Source organism: Achromobacter ruhlandii (assembly GCF_002082135.1).
Lineage (GTDB): Bacteria > Pseudomonadota > Gammaproteobacteria > Burkholderiales > Burkholderiaceae_B > Achromobacter > Achromobacter ruhlandii.
Genome location: NZ_CP017433.1, coordinates 6,182,080 through 6,206,009, shown reverse-complemented (window position 1 = coordinate 6,206,009; position 23,930 = coordinate 6,182,080). Strand labels below are relative to the sequence as shown.

The window sequence follows — 23,930 nt, the reverse complement described above, 5'->3', positions numbered from 1 at the left end:
CGTCGGTGTCAGGCGCCCGCTGCCGGATTGGCGCGCGCGATGGCGGCCAGCCCATCCAGAACGGGGTGGTTCAGGTAGATCGGCACCGGCGCGGCGCCGAACGCGCCGCCGGCGTCGGCCAGGAGACGTTCGATCTCCTGGTGCACTTCCGGCCAGCCGCCGCCGGCGGCGAAGATCTGCGGCGTCTGGCCGTAGCGCTGGCGGCCCGCGAGCCACTGCCGCACCACCGCGCCGGCCTGTGCGGCGGCGATGCCGGAGGCGATGGCTTCATGCGTGTCGGTGGGATAGGGCACCACCTGGCCTTCCGCGATCGGCAGGTTGGCGGTGCCGTGCGCCAGCGCGTTGCGCATCATCGCCGGGCCAGGCAGGATCAGGCCGCCGGCGAAGACGTTGTCCGGCCCCACGGTATCGATGGTGGTGGCGGTGCCGAAGCTGGCCAGCAGGAAGGGCGGATGGGCGCCGGGCAGGCGCGACAGCACGCCCAGCAGCGAGGCCCAGCGGTCCGCGCCCAATTGTGACGGCGTCTTGTAGCGGTTGACCAGTCCCAGGGTGGTGGCCTGCGAGGAGGCCCAGGTCACCGCGCAGCCATGGCGTTGCAGGATGGCGGAGATGGCGGCGCCACGCTCGGCGCCGGCCACGTTCACGCCCAGCGCACGCGACGGCCGTTGCGGCAGGGCGGCGAGCCAGCGGTCCAGGGCGTCCAGGTCCAGGCCGTCGAAGGCGACGGCGGCCGGCTCGCGCGGCATGTCCGGGCTGCTGGGATCCAGCCAACCCACTTTGAGGCGGCTGTTGCCGGAGTCGATGAGGATGATCATGCTTGGCGTCGAATCGAGATTTCACCGACCGAGATCGGCATGGCGCCCTGGGGCGTTTGCACCAGCAGGCGGCCCTGGCCATCGACGCCACAGGCGGTGCCGCTGAGGATCACGTCGCCCTTGTCCAGCACGTTGATCGCGCGGCCGGCAAGCGCGTCCACCTGGTCGAAGCGTTGCGAGAAGGCGGCGAAGCCGTCGCGTTCGAGGGCGCGAACGGCCTCGTGCCAGGCGTTTGCCGCGGCGCACACCAGGTCGGCGGCGGTGGCGGCGTGGCCAGGGGCGTGGCGGGTGACGCCGGTCCAGTCGGCGACCTGACGGTCCAGCGCCTGCGACAAGGCGTCGGCGTCGACCAGGTTCACGCCCATGCCGATGACGACCGTATAGCCCGTTTCGCGGCCACCGGGGTTGCGGGTGGTCTCGACCAGCACGCCGGCCAGCTTGGCGTCGTGCCACTGTATGTCGTTGGGCCATTTCATGCAGAGGCCATCGGCGCCAGGGCCCGCCACGGCGCGTAGCGCCTCGCAGGCCGCCAGGCCGGCCAAGGGCGACAGGGCGGGCAGCTGCGCGGCGGGCAGGTGCACGTCGAAAGCGCACGAGAACATCAGCGCCGCGCCCACCCGGTTCTGCCAGGGACGGCCGGCGCGGCCGCGGCCGGTTTCCTGCAGATGGGTGCCCAGCAGCCAGGGCTTGCCGGCGCCCGCGCCCGTGCGGACGCGCGCCAGCAGGTCGGCGTTGGTCGAGCCGGTGCTGGCGGTCCAGGCGATGTCTTGGAAGGCGGGCAGGCGCGAACCCAACATCCGGGCCAGGTCGTCTGGCGCGGGCAGGTCGATGGGGCGGACGTGATCGGACATGGCGGCGATTGTAGGGCACGCGCGGGCCGCGCTCGCGGCCTGTCGCCCCCAGCGTATATGATTGTGGATACATTTTTGCATTCCTGTCCCGCTACATGCCGCTTTCCGCCCCGACCGCGTCCCGCGCCGCCACGCCCTTCCGCCAGGAAGCGGGTGTGTGCCACGTCGGGGGCGACTGGAGCGTCCTGGCGCTGGCGGAGCCGGGCGAGGTCGAGCGCCGCCGCGCGGCGATGGCCAAGGCGGCCGATGCCGGCGTGCGCTGGGACCTGCAGGGCATCAGCCGGCTCGACACCATTGGCGCGCTGCTGATCTGGCAGGCCTGGGGCGAAAAACTGCCCGAGCGTGTGCGCTGGTCGGCCGGCCAGCAGGACGTGTTCACCGCCCTGGCCACGAACAAGGGCGGCAAGCAGGCGCCGCCTCGTCCCGAGCCCTCGTGGGGCTGGCTGCGCGCCTTGGGCGGGGCCGTGCTGCAGGCCGGCGAGAACGGCCGCGCCTTGCTGACCATGCTGGGGCAACTGGTGCTGGACCTCTTCGGCATGTTGCGCCGGCCGTCGCGGGGGCCGTGGCGCGAGATCTCGGCCCAGGTGTATCGCACCGGGGCGCAGGCGCTGGGCATCACGGCGCTGGTGGGTTTTCTGATTGGCGTGGTGCTGTCATACCTGTCGGCCCAGCAATTGCAGATGATCGGCGCCGACCGCTTCATCGTGCGGCTGCTGGGCGTGTCGATCGTGCGCGAGCTGGGGCCGGTGCTGGCGGCCATCCTGGTGGCGGGCCGTTCCGGTTCGGCCATCACCGCGCAGATCGGGGTCATGCGGGTCACGCAGGAGCTGGACGCGATGCTGGTGATGGGTATTTCGCACGGCCAGCGGCTGATCCTGCCGCGGGTGGTGGCGCTGGCCATCACCATGCCGCTGCTGGTGCTGTGGACCGACGCCATGGCGATCCTGGGCGGGATGCTGGCGGCGCAGGTGCAGTTGGGCGTGTCGGCGCAGTGGTTCCTGCAGTCGCTGCCTGACGCCATTTCCCTGACCAATTACTGGATCGGTATCCTGAAGGGCGTGACCTTCGGCATCCTGATCGCGCTGATCGCCTGCCATTTCGGCCTGCGCATCCAGCCCAACACGGAAAGCCTGGGACGCGGCACCACGACGTCGGTGGTCACGTCGATCACTGGCGTGATCTTGCTGGACGCGCTGTACGCGGTCATTTTCAGTTCGGTGGGCATCTGATGGCCGGCGCCGAACAGCATCGCCTGTTTACCGAGGAGCAGGTCACGGTCGCGCCCGTGATCACCGTGCGCGGCCTGCGCACGGCGTTCGGCGACCACGTGGTGCACGACAACCTGGACCTGACCGTCTTTCCCGGCGAGATCCTGGTGCTGGTCGGCGGTTCCGGCACGGGCAAGACGGTGTTGCTGCGGCAGATCATCGGACTGGACCGGCCGGCGGCCGGCACCATCCAGGTGCTCGGCAACACCTTGTCCGAGTTGACGCCAAGCGAACGTCGGCGCCTGTCCTACCGCTGGGGCATGTTGTTCCAGGCGGGCGCGCTGTTCTCGGCGCTGTCGGTGTACGACAACGTCGCGCTGCCGCTGCGCGAGCTGCGCACGGTGCCGGAGGACCTGGTGCGCGATGTCGTGATGTGCCGCCTGGCGATGGTCGGCCTGTCGGCGCAGGATGCGGACAAGCGGCCCTCGGATCTTTCTGGCGGCATGGTCAAGCGCGTGGCGCTGGCGCGCGCGCTGTCGCTGGACCCGGAACTGGTGTTCCTGGACGAGCCCACGGCGGGCCTCGATCCGCTGCGCTCGGACGAATTCGTGGACCTGGTGCGCAGCCTGCACCGGCAGTTGGGATTTACCGTCGTCATGGTGACGCACGACCTGGACACGCTGCTCGCGCTGGCCACCCGTGTCGCCGTGTTGGCGGACAAGCGGGTGATCGTGTGCGACACGGTGCCGGAAGTGCTGAAGGTCGACCACCCGTTCATTCATACATTCTTCCTGGGCGAGCGCGGTTTGCGCGCGCTCGGGGACATGGCGCCGAAGGGAACGCATCATGGAAAACCGTAGTCACGCGCTCATGGCCGGCATCTTCACGCTGGTCCTGTTGGCCGCCGCTGCGCTGGTGGCCGTCTGGATCGGCCGCGACCGCACCAAACTGCAGACCTACGAAATCGTCTCGGCGACCGCCGTCAGCGGCCTCAACCCGCAGTCGACGGTGCGCTACCAGGGCGTGCCGGTGGGCAAGGTGCAGTCGCTGGCGCTGAACCCCGACAAGCCGGGCCAGGTGCGCATCCGCATCGGCGTGGCGCCGAACACGCCGATCACTGAATCGACCTGGGCCGAACTGGGCGTGCAGGGCGTGACCGGCATGGCCAATGTCGAACTGCGCGACGACGGCAGCTCGTTCAAGCGGCTGGCATCCAGCGCCGCCAACCCGGCTGCGATTCCGCTGCGTCCCGGCTTCCTGGACCGCATCGAGCAGCGCGGCGGCCGCCTCATTTCCAACGTCGAGGACGCCACTGAGCAGCTGCGGCGCCTGCTGAGCGAGCAGAATGTGCAGGCCCTGACCGCCAGCCTGCAGAACGCCACCGACATCACCCAGTCGCTGAAGGACGCCAGCCGCGACCTGGGGCCGGCGCTGGCCAAGCTGGGACCGTTGGTCGATTCGTTGGGCAGCACCTCGCGCCAGGCCGACCGCGCGGCGCGCGAAGTGGCCGACCTGGCCCAGCAGGCGCGCCAGTCGCTGGCGCGCCTGAACGCGCCGGACGGCGCGCTGGCCGCGGCCACGCGCAGCCTGAACGACATTGCCTTTGCCGCTTCGCGGCTGGATGGCGAGACCCTGCCCGCCGTCACCGGCATGGCGGCCAGCGTCACCGAGGCCGCGCGCGGCGCCACTTTCACCCTGCGGCGCGTGGACAACACGCCGCAATCGTTATTGTTCGGGCCGGCGCCGGCGGCGCCTGGACCCGGCGAGGCCGGATTCGCCGGCTTTGGGAGACAGCCGTGATGAAGATGCGTAGCGCAATCCTGATCCTGACCCTGGCGCTGGCTGGCTGCGGCGTGGGCCGTGTCGGCGCGCCGCCCGCCGTGTTCGACCTGGGGCTGGACAGCCGGCCGACGCCGCAATTGCCGGCGCGCGAGCCGGTCGCCCTGGTGTTCTCGGCGGTGCCGACGCTGTCGAGCACCGGCGTCATCTGGCGCGTCGGAGACAGCGCCACGCCCAAGTCCTATGCCACCTATCGCTGGGCCTCGTCGCCGTCCGACCTGGTGCGCCAGCGCCTGATCGAGCGCCTGTCGCGCCAAGGGCCGGTGCTGGCTGAACGCGCCAGCGGCCAGACGCCGCAGTTGCAGGTCTACCTGTCGCAGTTCGAACAGGTGTTCACCCCCGATGGGGCGGCCAGCGAAGGCCGCGTGCTGCTGCAGGCGGTCCTGCTCAATGGCCGCAGCGTGGTGGGCCAGGTGCGCATTGCGACGCAGGCGCCGGCGCCGACGCAGGACGCCGCCGGCGGCGTGGCCGCGTTGCGCCAGGCCACCGACGATGCGGCCGACCAGCTGGCGCAATGGCTGGCCAGCCAGGCCAAGGCCGCGGCGCGGCCCGGCGGTTAACATCTCTCCTTTTCCACGCAGCACGAGTCCGACATGCCCGCAAGCACTGAAACCCATGCCTTTACCGGAGCCGCCGGCCGCATCGACTGCGCCGTGGATTGGCCTGACGGCACACCGCGGGGCTGGGCCCTGGTGCTGCATCCGCACCCGCTGCAGGGCGGCGCGCGCGAGAACAAGGTGGTGACCACGCTGTCGCGCGCCTGCGTCCAGCATGGCCTGGTGGCGGTGCGGCCCAACTTCCGCGGCGTCGGGCTGTCCGAAGGCGAATTCGACAAATCCGTGGGCGAGACCCAGGACATGCTGGCGGTGGTCGCGCAGATGCGCGAGCGCCATCCGGAACTGGCGTCCGCGCCGTGGGTGCTGGCCGGTTTTTCCTTCGGCACCGCGGTCGCCGCGCAGACCTATGCCGCGCTGGCCGACCAGGGCGATGCGGTGCTGCCCAGCGCGCTGATGCTGATGGGCCCCGCCGTCAACCGCTTCCAGTCGCACGAGGTGCAGGTGCCCGGCGACACGCTGATGGTGCATGGCGAAGAGGACGAGGTGGTGCCGCTGTCCGAGGCCATGGACTGGGCCCGTCCGCGTTCGATCCCGGTGGTGGTGATTCCCGGCGCATCGCACTTTTTCCACGGCAAGCTGCTGGTGCTGCGCCAGCTGGTGCAGGCGCACCTGAAGGTCAAGCTTGACTGAGCGCCGCGCAACGCGCCGCGTTGCATCAAGTTGCATGTTTTAAATGGCCGAGGAACCCATCCCGGGCCGGACGGGTCTCATCGACTGCCTATAATTGTCAGCCACTTGCCCCGCGCCGGCGGGCGTCTTTCCTGGACCCACGTTGCCGATGAAGAATTTGTCTCACTCCACCCCTTCCCCCGTTGTCTTTGCCCGCCGCGCCCTGGCCGGCGCGGTGCTGTCGGCGATGCTCGCGACCTCGCTGCCGGCCTCGGCCCAGCAGGCGCCGGCCGCGGCGCCGGCGGCCGCGGGCGCCACGGCTCCCGCGCCGTCGGCGATGGGCGTGGTGCCGGTGGGCGACGTGTCGGCGGTGCCGGCGCCCACCATCGCGGCCAAGGCCTGGATCGTGATCGACGTGAACAGCGGCCAGACCCTGGCGGCGTCGAACCCCGATATGAAGGTCGAGCCGGCTTCGCTCACCAAGATCATGACGGCCTATGTCGTGTTCAATGCGCTCGAAGAGAAGCGCCTGACGCTGGAGCAGACCGTGCCCGTGTCGGAGCACGCCTGGCGCACCGGCGGTTCGCGCATGTTCATCGAGCCGCGCAAGCCCGTTACTGTCGATGAGCTGAACCAGGGCATGATCGTGCAGTCGGGCAACGACGCCTCGGTCGCGCTGGCCGAAGCGGTCGGCGGCAGCGAAACCGCGTTTGCCTCGCTCATGAACCAGGAAGCCGAGCGCCTGGGCATGCGCAACACCCACTTCATGAACGCCACGGGCCTGCCCGATCCGCAGCACATGACGTCCACGCGCGACCTGGCCACGCTGTCGGCGCACCTGATCACCGATCACCCGCAGTTCTTCCACTACTACAAGCAGAAGAGCTTTACCTACAACAAGATCACCCAGCCCAACCGCAACCGCCTGCTGTGGGCCGATCCCTCGGTCGACGGCATGAAGACCGGCCACACCGATTCGGCCGGCTACTGCCTGGTGTCGACCGCGGTGCGCGGCGACCGCCGCATCCTGGTGGTGGTGGTGGGCACCGACAGCGAAGCCACGCGCGCCGAGGAAAGCCTGAAGCTGCTGAACTGGAGCTTCCAGAACTTTGACACGGTCAAGCTGTTCGACAAGAGCCAGCCCGGCATTGACGCCCGCGTCTGGGAAGGCACGGCCGAGAACGTCAAGCTCGGCCCGCCCAACCCGGTCTCGATCGCGGTCCCGCGCGGCAAGGCCGGCGACCTCAAGCCCGTGGCGCAGCGCACCGATCCGCTGATCGCGCCGCTGGCCAAGGGCCAGCAGGTCGGCACGCTGCAGTTCACGCTGGACGGCAAGGTGTTGCGCACCGAGCCGCTGGTGGTGCAGGACGCCGTCGAACGCGCCGGCTTCTTCGGCCGCATGGTCGACACCGTCAAGCGCTGGTTCCAGTAAGCGGACGCGCCACGGGCGCGGTCGCGGGTGTAAGCTTCACCAAGAAGGGGCGGGCCGGGTGGCCCGTCCCTATCCATTTGATTCTCAGGAGCGGCTCATGATTCCGGGCGTGCCGGGCGAAAGCCAGGTGTTTCTCAATGGCGAGTTTGTGCGTATCGACGAGGCCAAGATCTCGGTGCTCGATCGCGGCTTCATTTTCGGCGACGGCATCTACGAAGTGGTGCCTGTCTACCGCGGCAATGCCTTCCGCATGGCCGAACACCTGGACCGCCTGGACCGCAGCCTCGCGGCCCTGCGCATCGCCCAGCCGTTCGACCGCGCGGGCTGGATCGACCTGATCGAGCAGCTGCTGGCGCGCTCGAACCTGGACACCTGCATCGTCTACCTGCAGGTCACGCGCGGCGTGGCCAAGCGCGACCACCAGTTCCCGGCCGAGCCGGTCAAGCCGACGGTGTTCGGCATGGTCTCGGCCTGGGCGCCGCCGTCGGCCGCGGCCCGCGCGCAGGGGCTGTCCGCCATCACCATCCCCGACGAGCGCTGGCTGCACTGCGAGATCAAGTCGGTGTCGCTGCTGGGCAACGTGCTGGCCAAGCAGCAGGCGGTCGATGCCCACGTCGACGAGGTGCTGCAGTTCCGCGACGGTTTTCTCACGGAGGGTTCGTCCACCAACATCTGGGTGGTCTCCGGCGGCAAGCTGTTGGCCCCGCCCAAGAACAACCTGATCCTGGAAGGCATCCGCTACGGCCTGATGGGCGAGCTGGCCGCCGAAGCCGGCATCCCGTTCGAGGCGCGCCGCATCACCCAGGACGAGGTCGCCCAGGCCGATGAACTGATGCTGTCTTCGGCCACCAAGGAAGTGCTGGCTATCGTGTCGCTGGACGGCCGGCCGGTGGGTTCGGGCAAGCCTGGCCCCGTTTTTGCGCAATTGCGCGCGGGTTATGATGCCCGCATCGCCGCGCTCTAGAACGGCCACGCGGGGCGGCCCTGGCGGCCCCCCGCGCCGGCGGCGGGCCTTGCCTGCACGATGCCTGCCCCCATATAGATAGTTTGACGCCCCAGGCCATCCATCATGCATATTCCGCCCGAAGAATCCCTCATCGAGTACCCCAGTGACTTTCCCATCAAGGTCATGGGCAAGCACCATCCCGACTTCGCGCAGACGCTGACCGAAGTCGTGCTGCGCTTCGACCCGGGCTTCGATGCCGCCACGGTCGAGATGCGGCCCAGCAAGGGCGGCAACTACATGGGCCTGACCTTCACGGTGCGCGCCACCTCGCGCGAGCAGCTCGACAGCCTGTATCAGGCCTTGCACGGCCACCCGATGGTGTCGATCGTCCTGTAGGGCCGGCGGTTGTGATCAAGTGGCTCGCGCGGCCCGCGGACTACCTGTCCGTGTGGCGGGACATGCAGGCGTACACCGACCAGCGGTCGGCCGAAACGCCCGATGAAATCTGGCTGTGCGAGCACGCCCCGGTCTACACGCTGGGCCAGGCGGGCCTGCCCGAGCACGTGCTCAACCCCGGCGCCATCCCCATCGTCCATTGCGACCGCGGCGGCCAGGTCACTTACCATGGCCCCGGCCAGGTGATGGCCTACGCGCTGTTCGACCTGCGCCGCGTCGACATGTACGTAAAGGAGTACGTGGCCCTGCTGGAATCGGCGGTGATCGACACGCTTGACGAGATGGGCCTGCCCGGCGCCTGCCGCAAGGCGGGCGCGCCGGGCGTGTACGTGGCGCATCCCGAGGGCGGCGATCTGGCCAAGATTGCCGCGCTGGGCATCAAGATCCGCAACGGCCGCGCCTATCACGGCGTGTCCCTGAACGTGGCGATGGACCTGGCGCCGTTCCTGGGCATCAATCCTTGCGGGTACGCCGGCCTGCGCACGGTCGACATGGCGTCCTGTAGCGTGCGGCGCGAGCCCACGGAAGTGGGCGACGCGCTGGCGCGCAACCTGGCCCGCTTGTGGCGCCAGGCAAGGACACCCGCATGAAGACAAGCTATACCCCGGCCGAGGTGGCCGCGACCACCCCTGAAGCGTTGGCCGGCCTGCGCGCCGGGCCGGCGCCGCAATACGCCGCCTGGATTCGCACGGCGGCCGAAATGGGCCTGGTCGAGGCCCAGACCATTTTCGGCCAGATGCTGCTCGACGGCGTCGGGGTGCCCCAGGACCAGGCCGAAGGATTGGCCTGGTTCAAGCGTGCCGCCAACGCCGATCACGTGATGGCCATGAACATGATTGGCCGCTGCTACGAGAACGGCTGGGGTGTCGCGGCGGACGATACCGTGGCGGCCTACTGGTTCCGGCTGGCCGCGGATCGCGGGCTGGACTGGGGCATGTACAACTACGCCCACATGCTCAAGAGCGGCCGCGGGGGCGTGGCGCGGAACCGCGCCGCGGCGCTGGCGCTGTACCAGCAGGCCGCGCAGGCCGGACACGTCAAATCCATCGGCGTGGTGGGCCGCTTCTACGAAGCGGGTGACGTGGTCGAGCAGGACCTGGAGCGCGCGTTCGACTGCTACCAGCGCTGCGCCGAGGGCGGCGACTTCCGCGGCATGTTCCACCTGGGCCGCATGCTGCTGCTGCGCGGCCGCAAGGAAGAGGCGGTGCAGTGGCTGGCGCGCGTGCCCGAGACCTCCACGCCGGCCTTCCTGCGTGAAGCCGACGCGATGCTGCGCGACTGCGGCTTTCCCGCGCTGTACGAAACCGGCGCCTGAAAGGCGCGGGCGGGGCCACGCCCTAGGCGCCAGGCCCGGTACGAGGCACTCCTCTTTGTGCCAACGTGGCTTCGTCCATCATCCCGGTCCGCGCGCTATGTGCTCAGGCGCGCATCGAACACAATGTCCAGCGTCAGGCGCGTGCCGGCCGGCTGTTCGCCATCGAGCCGGTCCAGCAGCAACTGGCCCGCGCGGCGGCCCAGCTCGGCCGCGTCCAGTCCCAGCGTCGTCAGGCCCTGAACCCATTGCGGCGCGCTGCCGTCCTCGGTGAATCCCAGCACCGCCAGGTCCTGCGGCACCTGCAAGTCGCGGTTGTGGGCCTCCGACACCGTGGCGGCGGCCAGCACGTCCGACGTGCAGAACACCGCATCGAAGATCGTATTGGTGGCCAGCAGGCGCAGAAACGCCATGCGGCCATCGTTCAGTTGCTGCGCCTCGGGTTGCACGATGTCGGCGACCAGATCCAGCCCAAGCGCGTCCGCGCTGCCGATGAAGCCCTCGCGGCGGGCGCGCTCCCACGGGGTGTCGGCGCTGACGCAGGCGATGCGCGCGTGGCCTTTTTCGGCGAAATGGCGGGCCGCCTGCCGGCCGGCTTCGGCATTGTCGACCGTGATCAGGCTGTCCAGCGGGGCGGCCGGCGGACTCCAGGTTTCCACCACCGGGATTTCCAGCGCCGCCACGGCCGCGCGCAGCTGGTGATCGTCCAGGGGGCCGATCACCAGCGCGGCGGCCGGCGCCAACGGCGTCAGCAGCGGCAGCAGGGCCGCGTCACGCCACGGAGCGGCGGCCAGGTAGTAGCCGGCAGGCGCCAGCCGTTCGGCGCAGGCTTGCACGGCGCGGGCGGCCGGGCCGGCGTCCAGCCGGGGGGCGATCAGGGCGATGGGGCGGGGGAGCGGCAGGGTCGACATGGGGGCAGGCGGCACGGATTCATCAGGCGTGACGATAACCCGGCGCGGCCTGGCGCCGGGCCATTCGGGGCGAATTCGGGCGCAGGGGGTAAAATGTCTTCTTTTGTCCCAGACCGCAACGCCGCGCGCGCCGGTCGTGAAGGTGTTCCATGTCCACGCTTGCCGAGTCGTCTGTGCCCTCGAACGAAGCCGCCGCCGCGCCCGCGGAAACGGCGTACGATCCGACGCAGAAACAGAAATCCCAGGCCAAGACGGCGCGCATCCCGATCAAGATCATCCCGGCCGAACGCCTGAAGAAGCCGGAATGGATCCGCGTCAAGGCGGCCCAGCCGGGTTCGCGCTTCTATGACATCAAGCGCATCCTGCGCGAGCACAACCTGCACACGGTGTGCGAAGAAGCGTCCTGCCCGAACATCGGCGAATGCTTCGGCAAGGGCACGGCCACGTTCATGATCATGGGCGACAAGTGCACCCGCCGCTGCCCGTTCTGTGACGTGGGCCATGGCCGCCCCGACCCCCTCGACACCAAGGAACCGGAAAACCTCGCGCGCACCATCGCCGCGATGAAGCTGTCGTACGTGGTGATCACCTCGGTCGACCGCGACGACCTGCGCGACGGCGGCGCCGGCCACTTCGTCGACTGCATCACCCACATCCGCGAACTGTCGCCCACCACCCGCATCGAGGTGCTGGTGCCGGACTTCCGCGGCCGCCTGGACCGCGCCCTGACCATCCTGAACGCCGGTCCCCCGGACGTCATGAATCACAACCTGGAAACCGTGCCGCGCCTGTACAAGCAGGCCCGCCCGGGTTCGGACTACATGCACTCGCTCAAGCTGCTGGCCGAGTTCAAGAAGCTGCATCCGAACGTGCCGACCAAGTCGGGCCTGATGCTCGGCCTTGGCGAGACCGACGAGGAAATCCTGCAGGTGATGCGCGACATGCGCGAACACAACGTCGACATGCTCACCATCGGCCAATACCTGCAGCCGTCGGAACACCACCTGCCGGTGCTGCGCTACGTGCATCCCGACACCTTCGCGATGTTCGAGCGCGAGGCCTATGCGATGGGCTTCTCGCATGCGGCGGTGGGCGCCATGGTGCGTTCGTCGTACCACGCGGATGAACAGGCGCATGCAGCTGGCGTGAATTAGGGATTCCACTTCCGACTGTGCCTATGCGGCCTCGACGTGTCGACACAGAGACCGCGGGTCGCGGGCTATCTTTTTTGAATAATTCGGAGAACAAAAATTCAATCGGCCCATGTTTCGCGCATCGAGGGCGTAGCCCGTATCAGCGGCGGATTTCGCTTCCTGAAGTTTTCCCGCAACGCCTGGTTCGCATTTGCCGCCGTAATGGCGGTATTCATGGTGCTGAATCGACTTGTACCGCCTATGCAGTCGCCGGACGAGCCGGTGCATATATTGCGGGCCTACCTGCTCACCGATGGCGTGGTCTTTCTGAAGAATCAGGAAGGGAAAATGTCGGGAGGCATGATTGATCGCAGCTTGATCGACTTCGCAATGACTGGCCAGGGCCCGCTACCTGGCAATCTGTCGGCGAAGGTGACGAGCCAGCGGGTTGAGAACCTTTCTTCGATGACATGGTCCGGCGACAAGGTATTCTTCGAACTGCCGACCACAAGCTATTACTTCCCTGCCATTTACCTGCCGCAGGCGGTGGGACTAGCGATAGGCGAGAGTCTGCATCTTTCGATTCAGCAGTCGTACTATCTGGCACGCTACAGCGCGTTCTTGGCCAGCGTGGCTGTAATCCTGCTAGCAGTCAGAGTCTTCCCGATCAATCCTCTGACGGTATGCCTGTTGATCATTCCGATGTCGGTCTTTCAGTTCATGGGCGCAGGCATGGATGGCTTTTCACTGGCGCTCACTATTCTGGCCGTCAGTATATTTATGCGGCTTTCACAGGAAAAAGATGATCTGGATAGATCTTGGTCGTATTTATTGATAGCCCTGATTTTCGTGCTGGCAACAAGCCGGATTCAGATTGCTTCGTTCGTGCTGATGCCATTTGCGTTGGCATTGACACGTAGGAAGTCGCTCTATCTCTGGCAGGGGCTGATTGTTACGGCTCTTGTGCTGACTTGGCTGTACATCTCTATCGCCGGAAACCAAGACGGCGGTCTGCATCATGCAGGTTATAGCCATCTGGATGTTATTAAGCATTATCTTGCCCATCCCGCCGAGTTGATCCGTATCATCTACGACACGGTTAGCCATCCATACAATCAAAAAGCCTATGCGCAGCAGTTTGTTGGAGTACTTGGCTGGTTGGACACGAAATTCCCGACTGGGTTCTACAACGTGGTTGGATGGATGTTCGTTTTGGTTGCGGTCCTATCCGTATCTTTGGCCAACATCAAACATGACTGGGTTCCGAGGCTTGCCCTGTTGGTCATGTTTTTGGGCGCCTGCTTTACGATCTATTTCGCTCTACTGGTCCAGTGGAATAAGTTCCCCACGACCATGATCAATGGAGTGCAAGGCCGATACTTCACCGTACCATTGGTCGCGCTTGCCTACGCATTGAGCGGTGACAGAGGATTCAAGACGCCAGCAGCAAAGGCGTCTACGGTCGTTCTGGCGGTGATTGCGGCTCTCACATTCACGAAAATGCCTCAACTCTTGCTCGACCGCTTCTATATCGGTTGAAATTTCCATGTCCCAATTTGAACAGCTTTCCATTGCCGTCATTATTCCGGCTTATAAGGTTACGCGTCATATTTTGAGCGTTATTGCCGAGATTGGTTCTGAAGTGAATCAAGTCTATGTCGTGGATGATTGCTGCCCTGATGGCTCTGGTGCATTTGTCACCGAGCACTGCAGGGACCCACGGGTGGTCGTACTGCGCAATGAAGTGAACCGTGGCGTGGGTGGTGCAGTCATGGCTGGCTACCGCGCAGCAATCGACGCGGGTCATGACATATTGGTGAAAGTGGACGGCGATGGCCAGATGGACCCTCGTCTGATTCCGGATTTCATTGCTCCCATTGTTCTGGGCAACGCAGACTATACGAAAGGCAATCGTTTTTTCGATCTTGAGACATTACGTGCAATGCCCGGAAAGCGGTTGTTCGGTAATGCAGTGCTGTCGTTCATGACCAAATTCTCTTCAGGCTATTGGGACCTTTTCGATCCCACCAACGGCTATACGGCCATTCACGCGCGAGTGGCCGAACATCTGCCGTTCGATAAGATCAGCGAGCGCTATTTCTTTGAGACCGATATTCTCTTCAGGCTCAATCTGATTGGAGCGGTCGTGGTGGATGTGCCGATGGACGCGCATTATGCGGACGAAGTCAGCAACCTGAAAATATCAAAGATCGTTGGTGAATTTTCCTTGAAGCATATTAGAAATTCCCTCAAGCGGATTTTCTACAATTATTATCTGAGAGGATTTTCCATCGCCTCGCTCGAGTTGCCGCTTGGCATCCTGCTCTTCACTTTCGGGGTGGTGTACGGAGGCATGCACTGAATTCAATCCAGCGCCAGCGGTGAACAATCGCCAGCGGGCACCGTGATGCTGGCAGCCTTGCCGGTTCTGATCGGTATTCAATTGATATTGGCGTTTGTGGGGTACGACATATCGCATGTGCCCCAGAAAACACTGCATCGGGCATCTTTGTTGAAAAAGAGGGAAAAGCGGTGATTACTTTCAAGCAACTGCTTGGCACCCTGTTTACGGTCCTCTCGCTATCGGTGGGACAGGTTTTGTTCAAGGTCGCGGCATCTAAGATCGATGTGCAGGGCAAGGGGATACTTCAGGGGTTTCTGTTGAATCCAGCCCTGATCGTTGCGCTTGCGGTTTATGGCTTTGCCACGATTGCATGGTTGTGGGTGCTGAAAGAGATACCGTTGCGTACGGCGTACCCCTTCATTGCGCTCGGGTTCGTGATCGTTCCGATCCTTGCCCACTTTTTCCTTGGCGAGGCATTCAAGTGGACGTCGGTTGCCGGCGCGGTGGTCATTGTGCTGGGAGTCTATATCTCGGTCCGCTGATTCACCGATAGCGGATGAGCAGCTTGGCCCAACCCCCGCCAAGCTGTTCAATGTTAGCCGCGTCGCAGGTTTACGGATGCTTCAAGCGTCGTTTCACCCTGCCTGCTATGCCTCTGCATTTCTTGTAGCCGCGGTAGCCAAACCGTAGCAGGTCCGCAAAATACTTGAAGGCCGTGGAGTTTGCCATGTACACGGCGACGCGTTGCACATGCGGGGCGACCATCTTCGGTGCCTCGCCAGACGTGGCTGGAGCGATGTCTTCAGGCAGAATGCCGCGTGACATCATGTCATAGGCAAATGTGATACTGCGGTCGTACTTCGGACGGAGAGAGTTATCGTACCAGTTCTTCGGATCGGACACGAGCTTGGAATAATACGCTTCCAGTGTGTCGATAGAGCTTTCCCAATCCCATTCTCGCGCGGTCTGAGCCCCGGCGGCAATGAGGCGGTTGCGTAACGCTTCGTCGTCGATGAGGCGTTGTACCGCCGCTCTTGCCGCGGAAATATCCAATGCATCCACCACTAAGGCATTCTGCTCTTCTACGATATATTCATCGTAGCCAGTGACGCGTCCAACGACAGCGACGCCACCGCAAGCCATCATTTCCATCGGCGGGCCAAAAAAACCTTCTACCCGACTCAGTTTCAAGAGGATGTCGCAACTGGAGTAAATTTTGCGCATGTCCTGCATTGGTACGTGCTCGAAGAAGCGATCACAATGCCAATGGGGCTCGGGTTCGCCATAAGAGCTTACGCACCATACCTCGGCATGGATATCCTGGACTGCTTCAAAGGCCTCGCGCATACCCTTGTAAGGTAGCCCGATAGCGCCTTCGAGCAAGATGCGCGGTTTCTTTCCCTTGGGTTCAAGCGGCGTGGCAGGGCCGAAAATCTCGGCATCCAGACCGTTGGGTACCAGTTCCGCGTCGTGTCCGAAACTATTTTTCAGCCAAGTCCGAATCCACCGTGCTTCCGTCAGGTAATGCGCGCCGAAATAATAAGTCAGTGCAGTCAAGTGCTGCCAACGGGAATCGTCGGGATGAAAGCGCGTTTCGTCGGATTGCACGAAATAGCACTTCACCCGCGCTGCCAGCCTTGGCAGCCAAAACGCCGTGCTCCAACCCGTTGCGACGACTACGTCGAGGTCCCCGTCCCAGGACGCAGCGTCATGGATGGGCACCTGTTGGTGGGGAAACCAGTCCATCGGTCGGATGTCAACGATGGACAGAAGCACCACCTCGTGTCCCCGTTTGAGCAAGCGGTTTGCATGCTGGCATATGACCGCCATGCCACCGGAGACCGAGCAACTGGGCACGATATAGCCGATCTTCATTTTGTTTGCGGTTTGGGAAGGCATGTTTGATTACAAGGCCGCGAGTCGCGAATGCGAGCTTATTGAAGTCATTTTAGAAGCTTGCGGCACGAAGCACGCACTCTGGATTCGAAGTCGAAGTACCTGGCCAAGGCGTTGACACTAGTCGAGGACCTCGACGTCTTGAACGTAGAATACTTGCCCTGTTCGAGATCGTGGATGAGTTGGGGGAAATTCGTCTTGGCGCTCAACAGTTCGCGAATACGCGCCTTACCGGACGACGCGATGGTCAGGCGCTCGTTCTCGTGTTCCAGATAATAAGCGACTTTTTCGTACATGTCCGATGGGGATGTAGCCTCGACATAGTCTATGCCGGGGCGCAGGTAGCGATTCGGCGTGATTGGCTCGGAGATGACGAATGCGCCGGTTGCAAGCAGCATTTGCATTCTTGGCTCCCAAGAAATCTCGGACTCGGCATGGACGTTGAGATTGATCTTAGCCCGCGCCATGTACTCGATCAGGGGAGGGCCGAAGATCCCATGGCAAATATGCAGAAACTGGAAATGATGCTTCAAAGGGCCGAAAAACCTCTCGCGATGCTGGGTGCTGCGACCAATGAAGAATATGTCCCACTTGGCATCGAGCTTACGGTCGACATAGGTTTCGGTCGCGACCGGGAACGCAAAAGCTCCTGATAGATTCAAGCCATCACGGGCCATGAATCGCAGCGAGGCCTCATCGTAATGAAAGACGTAGTCGAACGGTTGCGTTCGAATACGTGAACGAAAATCGAGGTAACGCTTTATTGAATCGCGTGTGTATTCGAGCGTGCCGTCCAGATGGCGAGGAAAGGGTTCGCTAGAAAGCGCAATCTTCTTGCCGCGTAGGGCCGGCAATAAAGCGGCCGGGAAAAATTCTCCACGAAAGAAGAAATTGACGTCCGCATCGAAATCGACGAGATCCGCCAATTCCTCTTCCCTCATTCCAAAATGGAAGGGGAATTCGCGTACTTCGTAATCTGTCGAAAGATCCTGCTCGTAGCAGAAACGAAAGTATTCAGGCTGGCTGATGAAGGCAATTTTCATGCGTGAGAATTGTCAAGATTTTCCGAACAACGAACGCAGCTTGCGCATCGTCCGGGCACATAGCGTGGCCTGCGATTCCGCCAAGGCTTGCCGGCAGGCTTCGGCTCCGGCCAAGGCCTGCTGATTGGCGACGAGTTGTTGGTTGACGAACGCAAGATCCTCATCGCGGTTGCGCAAGACACTGGAGATCTCGGCGATATATTCGCTCATACGGCGGATCTCGGTGCTGAGCTCCAGGACTTCGCGTTGCTTGTCGTAGAACGCATTGTCGCGTTCGGAAAAGAACGCACTCGTCGATTCAGTTTCGGGCAGCGAGGTGTTGCTCGCTATCGCCAGATAATACATCGGCTCGATGGCTGACGGTGGCTGGCGCCGTATTCCTTCGCTTGATTCGGTATAGGGCAGGACGCTATCGGCGACGCTTTCTTCCAGCGGTTGCATCAGCGATGTTGCGGTGACGCGTTGGCCGTAGTAACGCACATTCGAAAAATGGCGGCGAATCAGGTCGTCGAGCTCGGAAAAATAGAGTTCTTTGATATGAAAATGATTATGATCGCCACCGGCAAGATCGGAATAGATTTTCTTGTTGGGCGATGACATGATCAACAGCCCACCCGGCACGAGAACCCGCCGAATCTCCGCCATCATTTCTTCATGCTGATCATGATGTTCAATCGTTTCGAAGGAAACGACGACATCGACAGACACATCAGGAAGGGGAATGTTGGCAGCACTGCCTTCGATGAAAGTCAGATTGGTGCGATCCGTGTATTTTGCCTGCGCGTGGGCCACGGCTTCTGCCGAAATATCGACGCCGGTGACTGTCGCCGCATTACGCGATAGCGCATACGAACCGTACCCTTCGCCGGAGGCAATATCAAGGATGCGCTTGCCTTGAACGTACGGAGTACACCATTCATAGCGATGCAAGTGTTCGAGCCGAATATCACCCGGTAAGGTGGGGATAAAACGTTCACCAGTAAATTCCATTTTTATTCTCTTAGTTTCCGTCGCTGAGCTTGAGTTGGATGGCTTCCATGGGAACGCCGACGAGACCGGTCGTGATCGACGTGGAGGTAGACCGGAAAATAAGGGCCTCGTGTATCCACTGGTGCTGCACGTGATCCTGCTGGTTGCCTTCGGCGAGTGCCACATTGATACTGTAATCACCTACCGGCAGGATAGGCATCGGAAACGCGAAGGTCGCCGAAAAGGCCTGGTTGGCGGGTACGCTCAGTGGCGAATCCATATGACTCAGGTATGTGTTGTCACCGAACAGCACCTGCCCGAGTCGATCTTTGATGAAGAAACCCACAATCGGAGAATGAATATCCTGGTGGGCTCGGCAGCTCACATGAAGTTTTACGCGCTCTCCGCCTACGACCCACTGCAATGGTCGGTCTTCGGTGTCGCGCAGTTGCACGTTCTCGATGCTGGCACCGCCCTTCCCGAACGCCTTGGCATTTTCCTCGAACGTGAACAACTGTATGTCGTTTCGAAACTGCGTGTGTTGCACAAAATCCAGGCGCATATCCCGGAAAACGGCTGGGGCGGGCTCCACGATCTGGGCCGGGCTGGTTTCCGTATTGGCCTGCTTGCGAGGCGGGGTGGCACTCGCACCCTGCTGTGCTTCGTAGATGTCGGCCATATAGGCAGCGCTGATGTCCTTGGGGGTTCCCGACATGCGCAGGACGCCCTTGTCCAGCCAGTACGCGCGTTGACACAATGACGTGACGGCGCCGATGTCGTGGCTGACGAAGAGAATCGTTCCATTCTCCTGGAAACGGCGCAGAAAGCGCATGCATTTCTGAGTGAACACTGCATCGCCGACCGCAAGCGCTTCGTCGATGACGAGGATGTCGGCATTGACATGCGCCACGACCGCGAACGCTAGGCGAACGTACATGCCGCTGGAATACGTCTTTACAGGCTGCTCGATAAAGTCCCCGATGTCGGCGAATGCGGCAATGTCGTCGAATCGCTCGGTGATCTCCGCCTCGGTCAGGCCAAGCATGGCCGCGTTCAGATAAACGTTCTCGCGTCCGGTGAATTCAGGGTTGAAGCCGGACCCGAGCTCCAGGAGCGCGGCCACCCGGCCGTTGGTCGTGATCGTGCCGGTGGTTGCGTTGAGCGTGCCGCAGATCAGTTGCAGCAAGGTTGACTTCCCGCTGCCGTTGCGACCGATCAGGCCGATGGTTTCGCCTTTGCGGATTTCCAACGAAAGCGTGTTGAGCGCCCAGAACTCTTTGTAGTACTGCTTGTACTTGCCGAAAAGCATCTGCAACAGCCGATCGCGTGGCTTGTCGAAGATATGGTAGCTTTTGCTGAGCCCGTCTATTTTTATAGCGATATCAGAGGACATCGGCAAATCCCTTACGCGTTTTCTGGAACCAGAAGAAGCCAAGCCATGCGACGGCGCTGCTGAGTATCATCAGGACAGCCCAATGCCGGATATCAGGTAATACTCCGAAAATCAACAGATTCCGGCTTTCTTCTATGAGGTAGGCAAGCGGGTTAAGGTTGACGAGGAGCCGATATTTTTCGGGTAGCGCGCTGATTGGATAGAAGACAGGCGACATGAACAGCAGGATGGTGGTCAGCATGCTGGTGATCTGGCCGATGTCGCGCACATAGACTCCCAGCGCCGACAGGAACCAGCTGACGCCGAGCGTGCCTAGTACCAAAGGGACGAGAAGTAACGGAAACAGCACCACGGTCCAAGGCAATTCGTGCTGCAGCAGGATGCGTGCGACCAGCAGCACGATTAAGCTGATGCAGGTATGAAAAAGCGCCGCGCTGAAAGCGACCCAGGGCAGAATCTCCAGTGGGAAGATGACCTTCTTCACATAATTGACGTTGCTCAGGATCAAGCTGGGCGCGCGCAGGACGCACTCGGCAAACAACCCGTGCACGATCAGCCCGACAAATAGGATCAGTGCAAATTCGGTCTTGCTGCCGCTGGTGTTGGTACCCCATCGTGCGTTGAACACCACCGAGAAGATGAACGTATAGATGCTCAGCATCAGGATGGGGTTGAAAAAGGACCAGGCCAAGCCCATAACCGAGCCGCGGTACCGCCCGATGATTTCGCGTTTTGTCAGGGCAAGGACCAGAGAGCGGTTTCGCCACAAGCTCGCGAAAATCTCGCGGCCGCTACTAGAGTATTGCTGCATGGTGCCTGTTCCTACGATTCGGGGTATCCATTGGGATTCTCGATCTGCCAACGCCAGTGGTCCGCGCACATGTCGGTCAATTGGCGCTTCGCCTTCCAACCCAGCACCTGTTCCGCGTGAGTGACCGCGGCGTAGGATTGGGCCGCGTCACCCAGGCGGCGGCCGATGATTCGATACGGAATCTGGCGGTTGGAAATCCTCGCAAAGGTGCTGACCAGCTCCAGCACGGAGGTGCCACGGCCTGTCCCCAGGTTAACTGTCAACATCTCCGGATGCTGTTGCAAGCGCGCCAATGCGGCGACATGGCCCTCGGCCAAGTCCATGACGTGGACGTAGTCGCGCACTCCCGTGCCATCGGATGTCGGGTAGTCGCCACCAAACACGTTCAGGAAGTCACGATGGCCTGTCGCCACTTGTGCGATATACGGCATCAGGTTGGCGGGCACACCGGTCGGGTCTTCGCCGATACGGCCACTTTCGTGGGCGCCGACCGGGTTGAAGTAGCGCAGGCGAGCTATGCGCCACTGATCGTCTGAGGCTTTCAGATCGGACAGAATCTCTTCAATGAACAGCTTGGTGCGGCCATAGGGGTTCGTGGCGGAACGTGCGCTGCTTTCCGGAATCGGCACATTGCAGGAGTCGCCATAAACGGTGGCCGAGGATGAAAACACCAAAGTTTTGACTTTGGCCGAGGTCATCGCTTCGAGTAGACATAAAGTACCCACCACATTGTTGTCGTAGTAGGAAATCGGCGATTCAGTCGATTCACCAACGGCCTTCAGGCCGGCAAAGTGCATGACCGCGCGGATGTCATGCTTGGCAAACAATGACGCCAGCATTTGCTTGTCACGGATATCACCCTTCTCGAACTCGACGGTGTTCGGGCAGATCTCCCGCAAACGCTCAAGCACGGCCACTTTGGAATTGCTCAGGTTGTCCAGGATGAGTGCATCCCAGCCGGCGTTCGAAAGTGAGATGCACGTGTGGGATCCGATGTACCCCAGGCCGCCGGTTACGAGAATCATGGAAAAACCTCCGATTCGGCGAAGCCCTTGCCTTTCAGGTCCTTGTCGGACATCACAGGAGTGCTGCCCTGAAGAGGCCAATCAATCGCGATTGCAGGGTCGTTCCACATGAGGCAACGCTCATGTTGCGGGGCATAATAGTCCGTGGTCTTGTATAGAAATTCCGCGTGGTCGGATAAGACGAGGAATCCATGTGCGAAACCTTCCGGCACCCACATCTGCCGCTTGTTTTCCGCCGACAGGATTGTCCCCACCCATTGACCGAAGGTGGAGGAGGACTGGCGCATGTCGACAGCTACATCGAAAACTGCCCCTTCGCTGACGCGAACGAGTTTGCCCTGGGCCTGAAGGATTTGATAGTGCAGGCCGCGCAGGACGCCTTTGGAGGAGCGGGAATGATTGTCCTGGACAAACTCCCGATGCAGGCCTGTGGCGTCCTCGAATGCTCTTCTGTTGAAGCTCTCGAAGAAGAATCCGCGGCTATCGCCAAAGACTCGCGGTTCGAACACTACGACGTCCGGTATGGACTGCACGATCGCCTTCATCAATAAACCTTTTCCACGAGCAAGCGCTTGAGATATTGGCCGTAGCCATTTTTTTCCAGAGGTGCAGCGAGTTTTTCCAGGTCTTCGCTGGAAATCCATTTCTGGCGGAAGGCAATCTCTTCCGGGCATGCCACTTTCAAGCCCTGGCGATTTTCAATCGTCGATATGAATTGGCTGGCCTCGAGCAGTGACTCATGCGTGCCGGTATCCAGCCAAGCATAGCCGCGGCCCATGATTTCGACGGCAAGCCTATTATTTTCAAGGTAGGCGCGGTTGACGTCCGTGATCTCAAGTTCACCGCGAGCCGACGGCGTGATGCTCTTGGCTATGTCGATGACGTCGTTGTCATAGAAGTACAGCCCTGTTACGGCGTAACTGGATTTGGGTCGGGCCGGCTTTTCTTCTAGCGACAGCACCTGCCCCTGCGCGTCGAATTCAGCCACCCCGTACCGCTCGGGATCGTGGACGTGGTAGGCAAATACGCTGGCACCTTCGGTGCGCGCATCCGCGCTTTCCAGCAGACGCTGGAAGTCATGCCCATAGAAAATGTTGTCACCCAGCACCAGCGCCGACGGGGCATTGCCAATGAAGGATTCACCGATGACGAACGCCTGAGCCAGACCATCTGGGGATGGCTGTATGGCATATTCCAGATTCAGCCCCCATTGCTTGCCATCGCCCAGCAGTTGCTGGAATCGAGGCGTGTCCTGGGGGGTGGATATTATGAGAATATCGCGAATGCCCGCGAGCATCAGCGTGCTCAGCGGATAATAGATCATGGGTTTATCAAAAACTGGCAGCAACTGTTTGCTGATTGCGAGCGTTGCCGGGTGCAAACGGGTGCCGGATCCGCCAGCCAGGATTATGCCTTTACGCATTTTTTTGATTTCCGAGTCTAATGAGTTGATCGATGGCGCGGTCGGTATGCAATGTCCAATGCGGCATGCGTAGTTGTAGTGCCTGCGACAGCTTATCGGTATTCAGTCTGGAATTTTGCGGACGCTTTGCTGGCGTCGGGTACTCCGAAGCCGGTATCGGATGGATTTGATCCGCGGTCAGCTGTAGCTCGAGCCCGCCGGCCCGGGCTTGCGAAACGATGTAGCGTGCGAACTCGCACCAGTTGGTGGCGCCGGAGGCAGCCAGATGATATATGCCATTGGGCAACCGCCCCTGGCGGCTGCCGTGGATGGCCAGCGCGGTTACGTCGGCAATGAGTTCGGCCGATGTCGGGGCGCCGTATTGATCTGCCACGACCTTCAACTCGCTTTTTGTCGCGGCGAGGCGCAGGATGGTCTTCAGAAAGTTGCCTCCTTGTGAAGAGAACACCCAACTCGTTCGAAAAATCAGGCCTCTGCAGCCGCTTTCGATGATCGCTGTCTCGCCGTCTCTCTTGGTGGTGCCATAGACGCTTTGGGGGGACGTCAGATCCGTTTCGACATGCGCTGTCTCCCCGGTTCCGCCAAATACGTAATCGGTCGAGTAGTGAACGAGCGTGGCGTTGTTGGTCTTGGCGTATTGCGCTAGTACGGATACGGCGTCCATATTGATCCGCGCGGCTGCCTCCGGCTCGCTCTCGGCCTTGTCGACGGCCGTATAGGCCGCCGCATTGACGATGATATCCGGGCCATGGCTTGCCAGGGTTGCGCGCAGCTCGGGCAAATCACTCAGATCCGCCTCGCTCCTTCCGAGTGCCAGGGTGTCACCCAGAGGGAGCAGTGTTCGTTGCAATTCCTGGCCGACCTGACCGTCTTTGCCGAGAAGTAGTATTTTCACGG

At 62.3% G+C, this 23,930-nt stretch carries 25 protein-coding genes and 1 pseudogene; 14 read left to right on the top strand and 12 right to left on the bottom strand.

Annotation, left to right across the window (positions count from 1 at the left end):
- Window positions 1-8: 8 nt before the first annotated feature.
- Window positions 9-815, bottom strand: a complete 807-nt coding sequence (locus AruCF_RS28135; protein ID WP_049077138.1) for a type III pantothenate kinase — start codon at window positions 813-815, stop codon at window positions 9-11.
- The gene (locus AruCF_RS28130) at window positions 812-1,666 is read right to left on the bottom strand and encodes a biotin--[acetyl-CoA-carboxylase] ligase (RefSeq protein ID WP_049077135.1); all 855 of its coding nucleotides are present in this window, start codon (window positions 1,664-1,666) and stop codon (window positions 812-814) included. Before AruCF_RS28130 ends, AruCF_RS28135 begins: the two co-directional genes overlap by 4 nt.
- 95 nt (window positions 1,667-1,761) lie before the next feature.
- Here AruCF_RS28130 and AruCF_RS28125 point away from each other — a divergent pair, with 95 nt between their 5' ends.
- The 10 genes from AruCF_RS28125 to AruCF_RS28080 all read left to right on the top strand — a co-directional run bounded on the left by AruCF_RS28125 (window position 1,762) and on the right by AruCF_RS28080 (window position 10,088).
- Window positions 1,762-2,895, top strand: coding sequence for an MlaE family ABC transporter permease (locus AruCF_RS28125; protein WP_049077134.1), 1,134 nt, complete (start codon window positions 1,762-1,764; stop codon window positions 2,893-2,895).
- Entirely contained in the window at window positions 2,895-3,734 is an 840-nt protein-coding gene (locus AruCF_RS28120; protein WP_049077132.1) for an ABC transporter ATP-binding protein, read from the top strand. Before AruCF_RS28125 ends, AruCF_RS28120 begins: the two co-directional genes overlap by 1 nt.
- The gene (locus AruCF_RS28115) at window positions 3,721-4,674 is read left to right on the top strand and encodes an MlaD family protein (RefSeq protein WP_049077130.1); all 954 of its coding nucleotides are present in this window, start codon (window positions 3,721-3,723) and stop codon (window positions 4,672-4,674) included. Before AruCF_RS28120 ends, AruCF_RS28115 begins: the two co-directional genes overlap by 14 nt.
- On the top strand, window positions 4,674-5,273 hold the full coding sequence (locus AruCF_RS28110; RefSeq protein WP_049077128.1) for an ABC-type transport auxiliary lipoprotein family protein: 600 nt from the start codon (window positions 4,674-4,676) through the stop codon (window positions 5,271-5,273). Before AruCF_RS28115 ends, AruCF_RS28110 begins: the two co-directional genes overlap by 1 nt.
- A 33-nt stretch (window positions 5,274-5,306) precedes the next feature.
- Window positions 5,307-5,960 (top strand): alpha/beta hydrolase, encoded by a 654-nt coding sequence (locus AruCF_RS28105; RefSeq protein ID WP_049077126.1) that lies wholly within the window; start codon window positions 5,307-5,309, stop codon window positions 5,958-5,960.
- Window positions 5,961-6,108: 148 nt separating this feature from the next.
- The gene (locus AruCF_RS28100) at window positions 6,109-7,371 is read left to right on the top strand and encodes a D-alanyl-D-alanine carboxypeptidase family protein (protein WP_144419186.1); all 1,263 of its coding nucleotides are present in this window, start codon (window positions 6,109-6,111) and stop codon (window positions 7,369-7,371) included.
- 97 nt (window positions 7,372-7,468) lie between these two features.
- Window positions 7,469-8,335, top strand: coding sequence for a D-amino acid aminotransferase (locus AruCF_RS28095; protein WP_049077123.1), 867 nt, complete (start codon window positions 7,469-7,471; stop codon window positions 8,333-8,335).
- A gap of 105 nt (window positions 8,336-8,440) precedes the next feature.
- Window positions 8,441-8,713 carry a YbeD family protein gene (locus AruCF_RS28090; protein ID WP_047993153.1) on the top strand — a complete coding sequence of 91 codons (273 nt, stop codon included), beginning with the start codon at window positions 8,441-8,443 and terminating at the stop codon, window positions 8,711-8,713.
- An 11-nt stretch (window positions 8,714-8,724) separates the two neighbouring features.
- Window positions 8,725-9,363: a lipoyl(octanoyl) transferase LipB gene (gene lipB, locus AruCF_RS28085; protein ID WP_049077122.1), complete on the top strand. Its 639-nt coding sequence runs from the start codon at window positions 8,725-8,727 to the stop codon at window positions 9,361-9,363.
- On the top strand, window positions 9,360-10,088 hold the full coding sequence (locus AruCF_RS28080) for a tetratricopeptide repeat protein (protein WP_049077120.1): 729 nt from the start codon (window positions 9,360-9,362) through the stop codon (window positions 10,086-10,088). Before lipB ends, AruCF_RS28080 begins: the two co-directional genes overlap by 4 nt.
- A gap of 95 nt (window positions 10,089-10,183) precedes the next feature.
- Here AruCF_RS28080 and AruCF_RS28075 read toward each other — a convergent pair whose 3' ends face one another.
- Window positions 10,184-10,996 carry a LacI family DNA-binding transcriptional regulator gene (locus AruCF_RS28075; RefSeq protein WP_049077119.1) on the bottom strand — a complete coding sequence of 271 codons (813 nt, stop codon included), beginning with the start codon at window positions 10,994-10,996 and terminating at the stop codon, window positions 10,184-10,186.
- A gap of 149 nt (window positions 10,997-11,145) precedes the next feature.
- Between AruCF_RS28075 and lipA the strand changes: the two genes are divergently transcribed.
- The 4 genes and pseudogenes from lipA (at window position 11,146) to AruCF_RS28055 (ending at window position 15,015) form a co-directional block, all read left to right on the top strand.
- Window positions 11,146-12,150, top strand: coding sequence for a lipoyl synthase (gene lipA / locus AruCF_RS28070; RefSeq protein ID WP_049077117.1), 1,005 nt, complete (start codon window positions 11,146-11,148; stop codon window positions 12,148-12,150).
- A gap of 213 nt (window positions 12,151-12,363) precedes the next feature.
- Entirely contained in the window at window positions 12,364-13,668 is a 1,305-nt protein-coding gene (locus tag AruCF_RS28065; protein ID WP_157809337.1) for a DUF2142 domain-containing protein, read from the top strand.
- Window positions 13,669-13,675: 7 nt separating this feature from the next.
- Window positions 13,676-14,665, top strand: a pseudogene (locus AruCF_RS28060) (glycosyltransferase family 2 protein).
- Complete coding sequence (locus AruCF_RS28055; protein ID WP_157809336.1) at window positions 14,662-15,015, top strand: EamA family transporter; 354 nt, start codon at window positions 14,662-14,664, stop codon at window positions 15,013-15,015. Before AruCF_RS28060 ends, AruCF_RS28055 begins: the two are co-directional and overlap by 4 nt.
- A gap of 70 nt (window positions 15,016-15,085) precedes the next feature.
- Here the strand turns inward: AruCF_RS28055 and AruCF_RS28050 are convergent, their stop codons facing one another.
- The 9 genes from AruCF_RS28050 to rfbD form a co-directional block, all read right to left on the bottom strand.
- On the bottom strand, window positions 15,086-16,348 hold the full coding sequence (locus AruCF_RS28050) for a glycosyltransferase family 4 protein (protein ID WP_049077111.1): 1,263 nt from the start codon (window positions 16,346-16,348) through the stop codon (window positions 15,086-15,088).
- A gap of 68 nt (window positions 16,349-16,416) precedes the next feature.
- Window positions 16,417-17,412 (bottom strand): glycosyltransferase family protein, encoded by a 996-nt coding sequence (locus AruCF_RS28045; RefSeq protein ID WP_049077108.1) that lies wholly within the window; start codon window positions 17,410-17,412, stop codon window positions 16,417-16,419.
- Between the two features lie 12 nt (window positions 17,413-17,424).
- Window positions 17,425-18,402 (bottom strand): class I SAM-dependent methyltransferase, encoded by a 978-nt coding sequence (locus tag AruCF_RS28040; RefSeq protein ID WP_080977529.1) that lies wholly within the window; start codon window positions 18,400-18,402, stop codon window positions 17,425-17,427.
- A gap of 10 nt (window positions 18,403-18,412) precedes the next feature.
- Window positions 18,413-19,774: an ABC transporter ATP-binding protein gene (locus AruCF_RS28035; protein WP_049077103.1), complete on the bottom strand. Its 1,362-nt coding sequence runs from the start codon at window positions 19,772-19,774 to the stop codon at window positions 18,413-18,415.
- A complete protein-coding gene (locus AruCF_RS28030; RefSeq protein ID WP_049077101.1) occupies window positions 19,764-20,585 on the bottom strand; it encodes an ABC transporter permease in 822 nt (273 codons plus the stop codon). Before AruCF_RS28030 ends, AruCF_RS28035 begins: the two co-directional genes overlap by 11 nt.
- 11 nt (window positions 20,586-20,596) lie before the next feature.
- A complete protein-coding gene (galE, locus tag AruCF_RS28025; RefSeq protein WP_049077099.1) occupies window positions 20,597-21,610 on the bottom strand; it encodes a UDP-glucose 4-epimerase GalE in 1,014 nt (337 codons plus the stop codon).
- Window positions 21,607-22,155: a dTDP-4-dehydrorhamnose 3,5-epimerase gene (gene rfbC / locus AruCF_RS28020; RefSeq protein WP_049077097.1), complete on the bottom strand. Its 549-nt coding sequence runs from the start codon at window positions 22,153-22,155 to the stop codon at window positions 21,607-21,609. Before rfbC ends, galE begins: the two co-directional genes overlap by 4 nt.
- On the bottom strand, window positions 22,155-23,033 hold the full coding sequence (rfbA, locus tag AruCF_RS28015; RefSeq protein ID WP_049077094.1) for a glucose-1-phosphate thymidylyltransferase RfbA: 879 nt from the start codon (window positions 23,031-23,033) through the stop codon (window positions 22,155-22,157). Before rfbA ends, rfbC begins: the two co-directional genes overlap by 1 nt.
- Window positions 23,026-23,928 carry a dTDP-4-dehydrorhamnose reductase gene (gene rfbD, locus AruCF_RS28010; RefSeq protein WP_049077092.1) on the bottom strand — a complete coding sequence of 301 codons (903 nt, stop codon included), beginning with the start codon at window positions 23,926-23,928 and terminating at the stop codon, window positions 23,026-23,028. The genes rfbA and rfbD overlap by 8 nt, the downstream gene beginning before the upstream one ends.
- Between the last annotated feature and the right edge of the window lie 2 nt (window positions 23,929-23,930).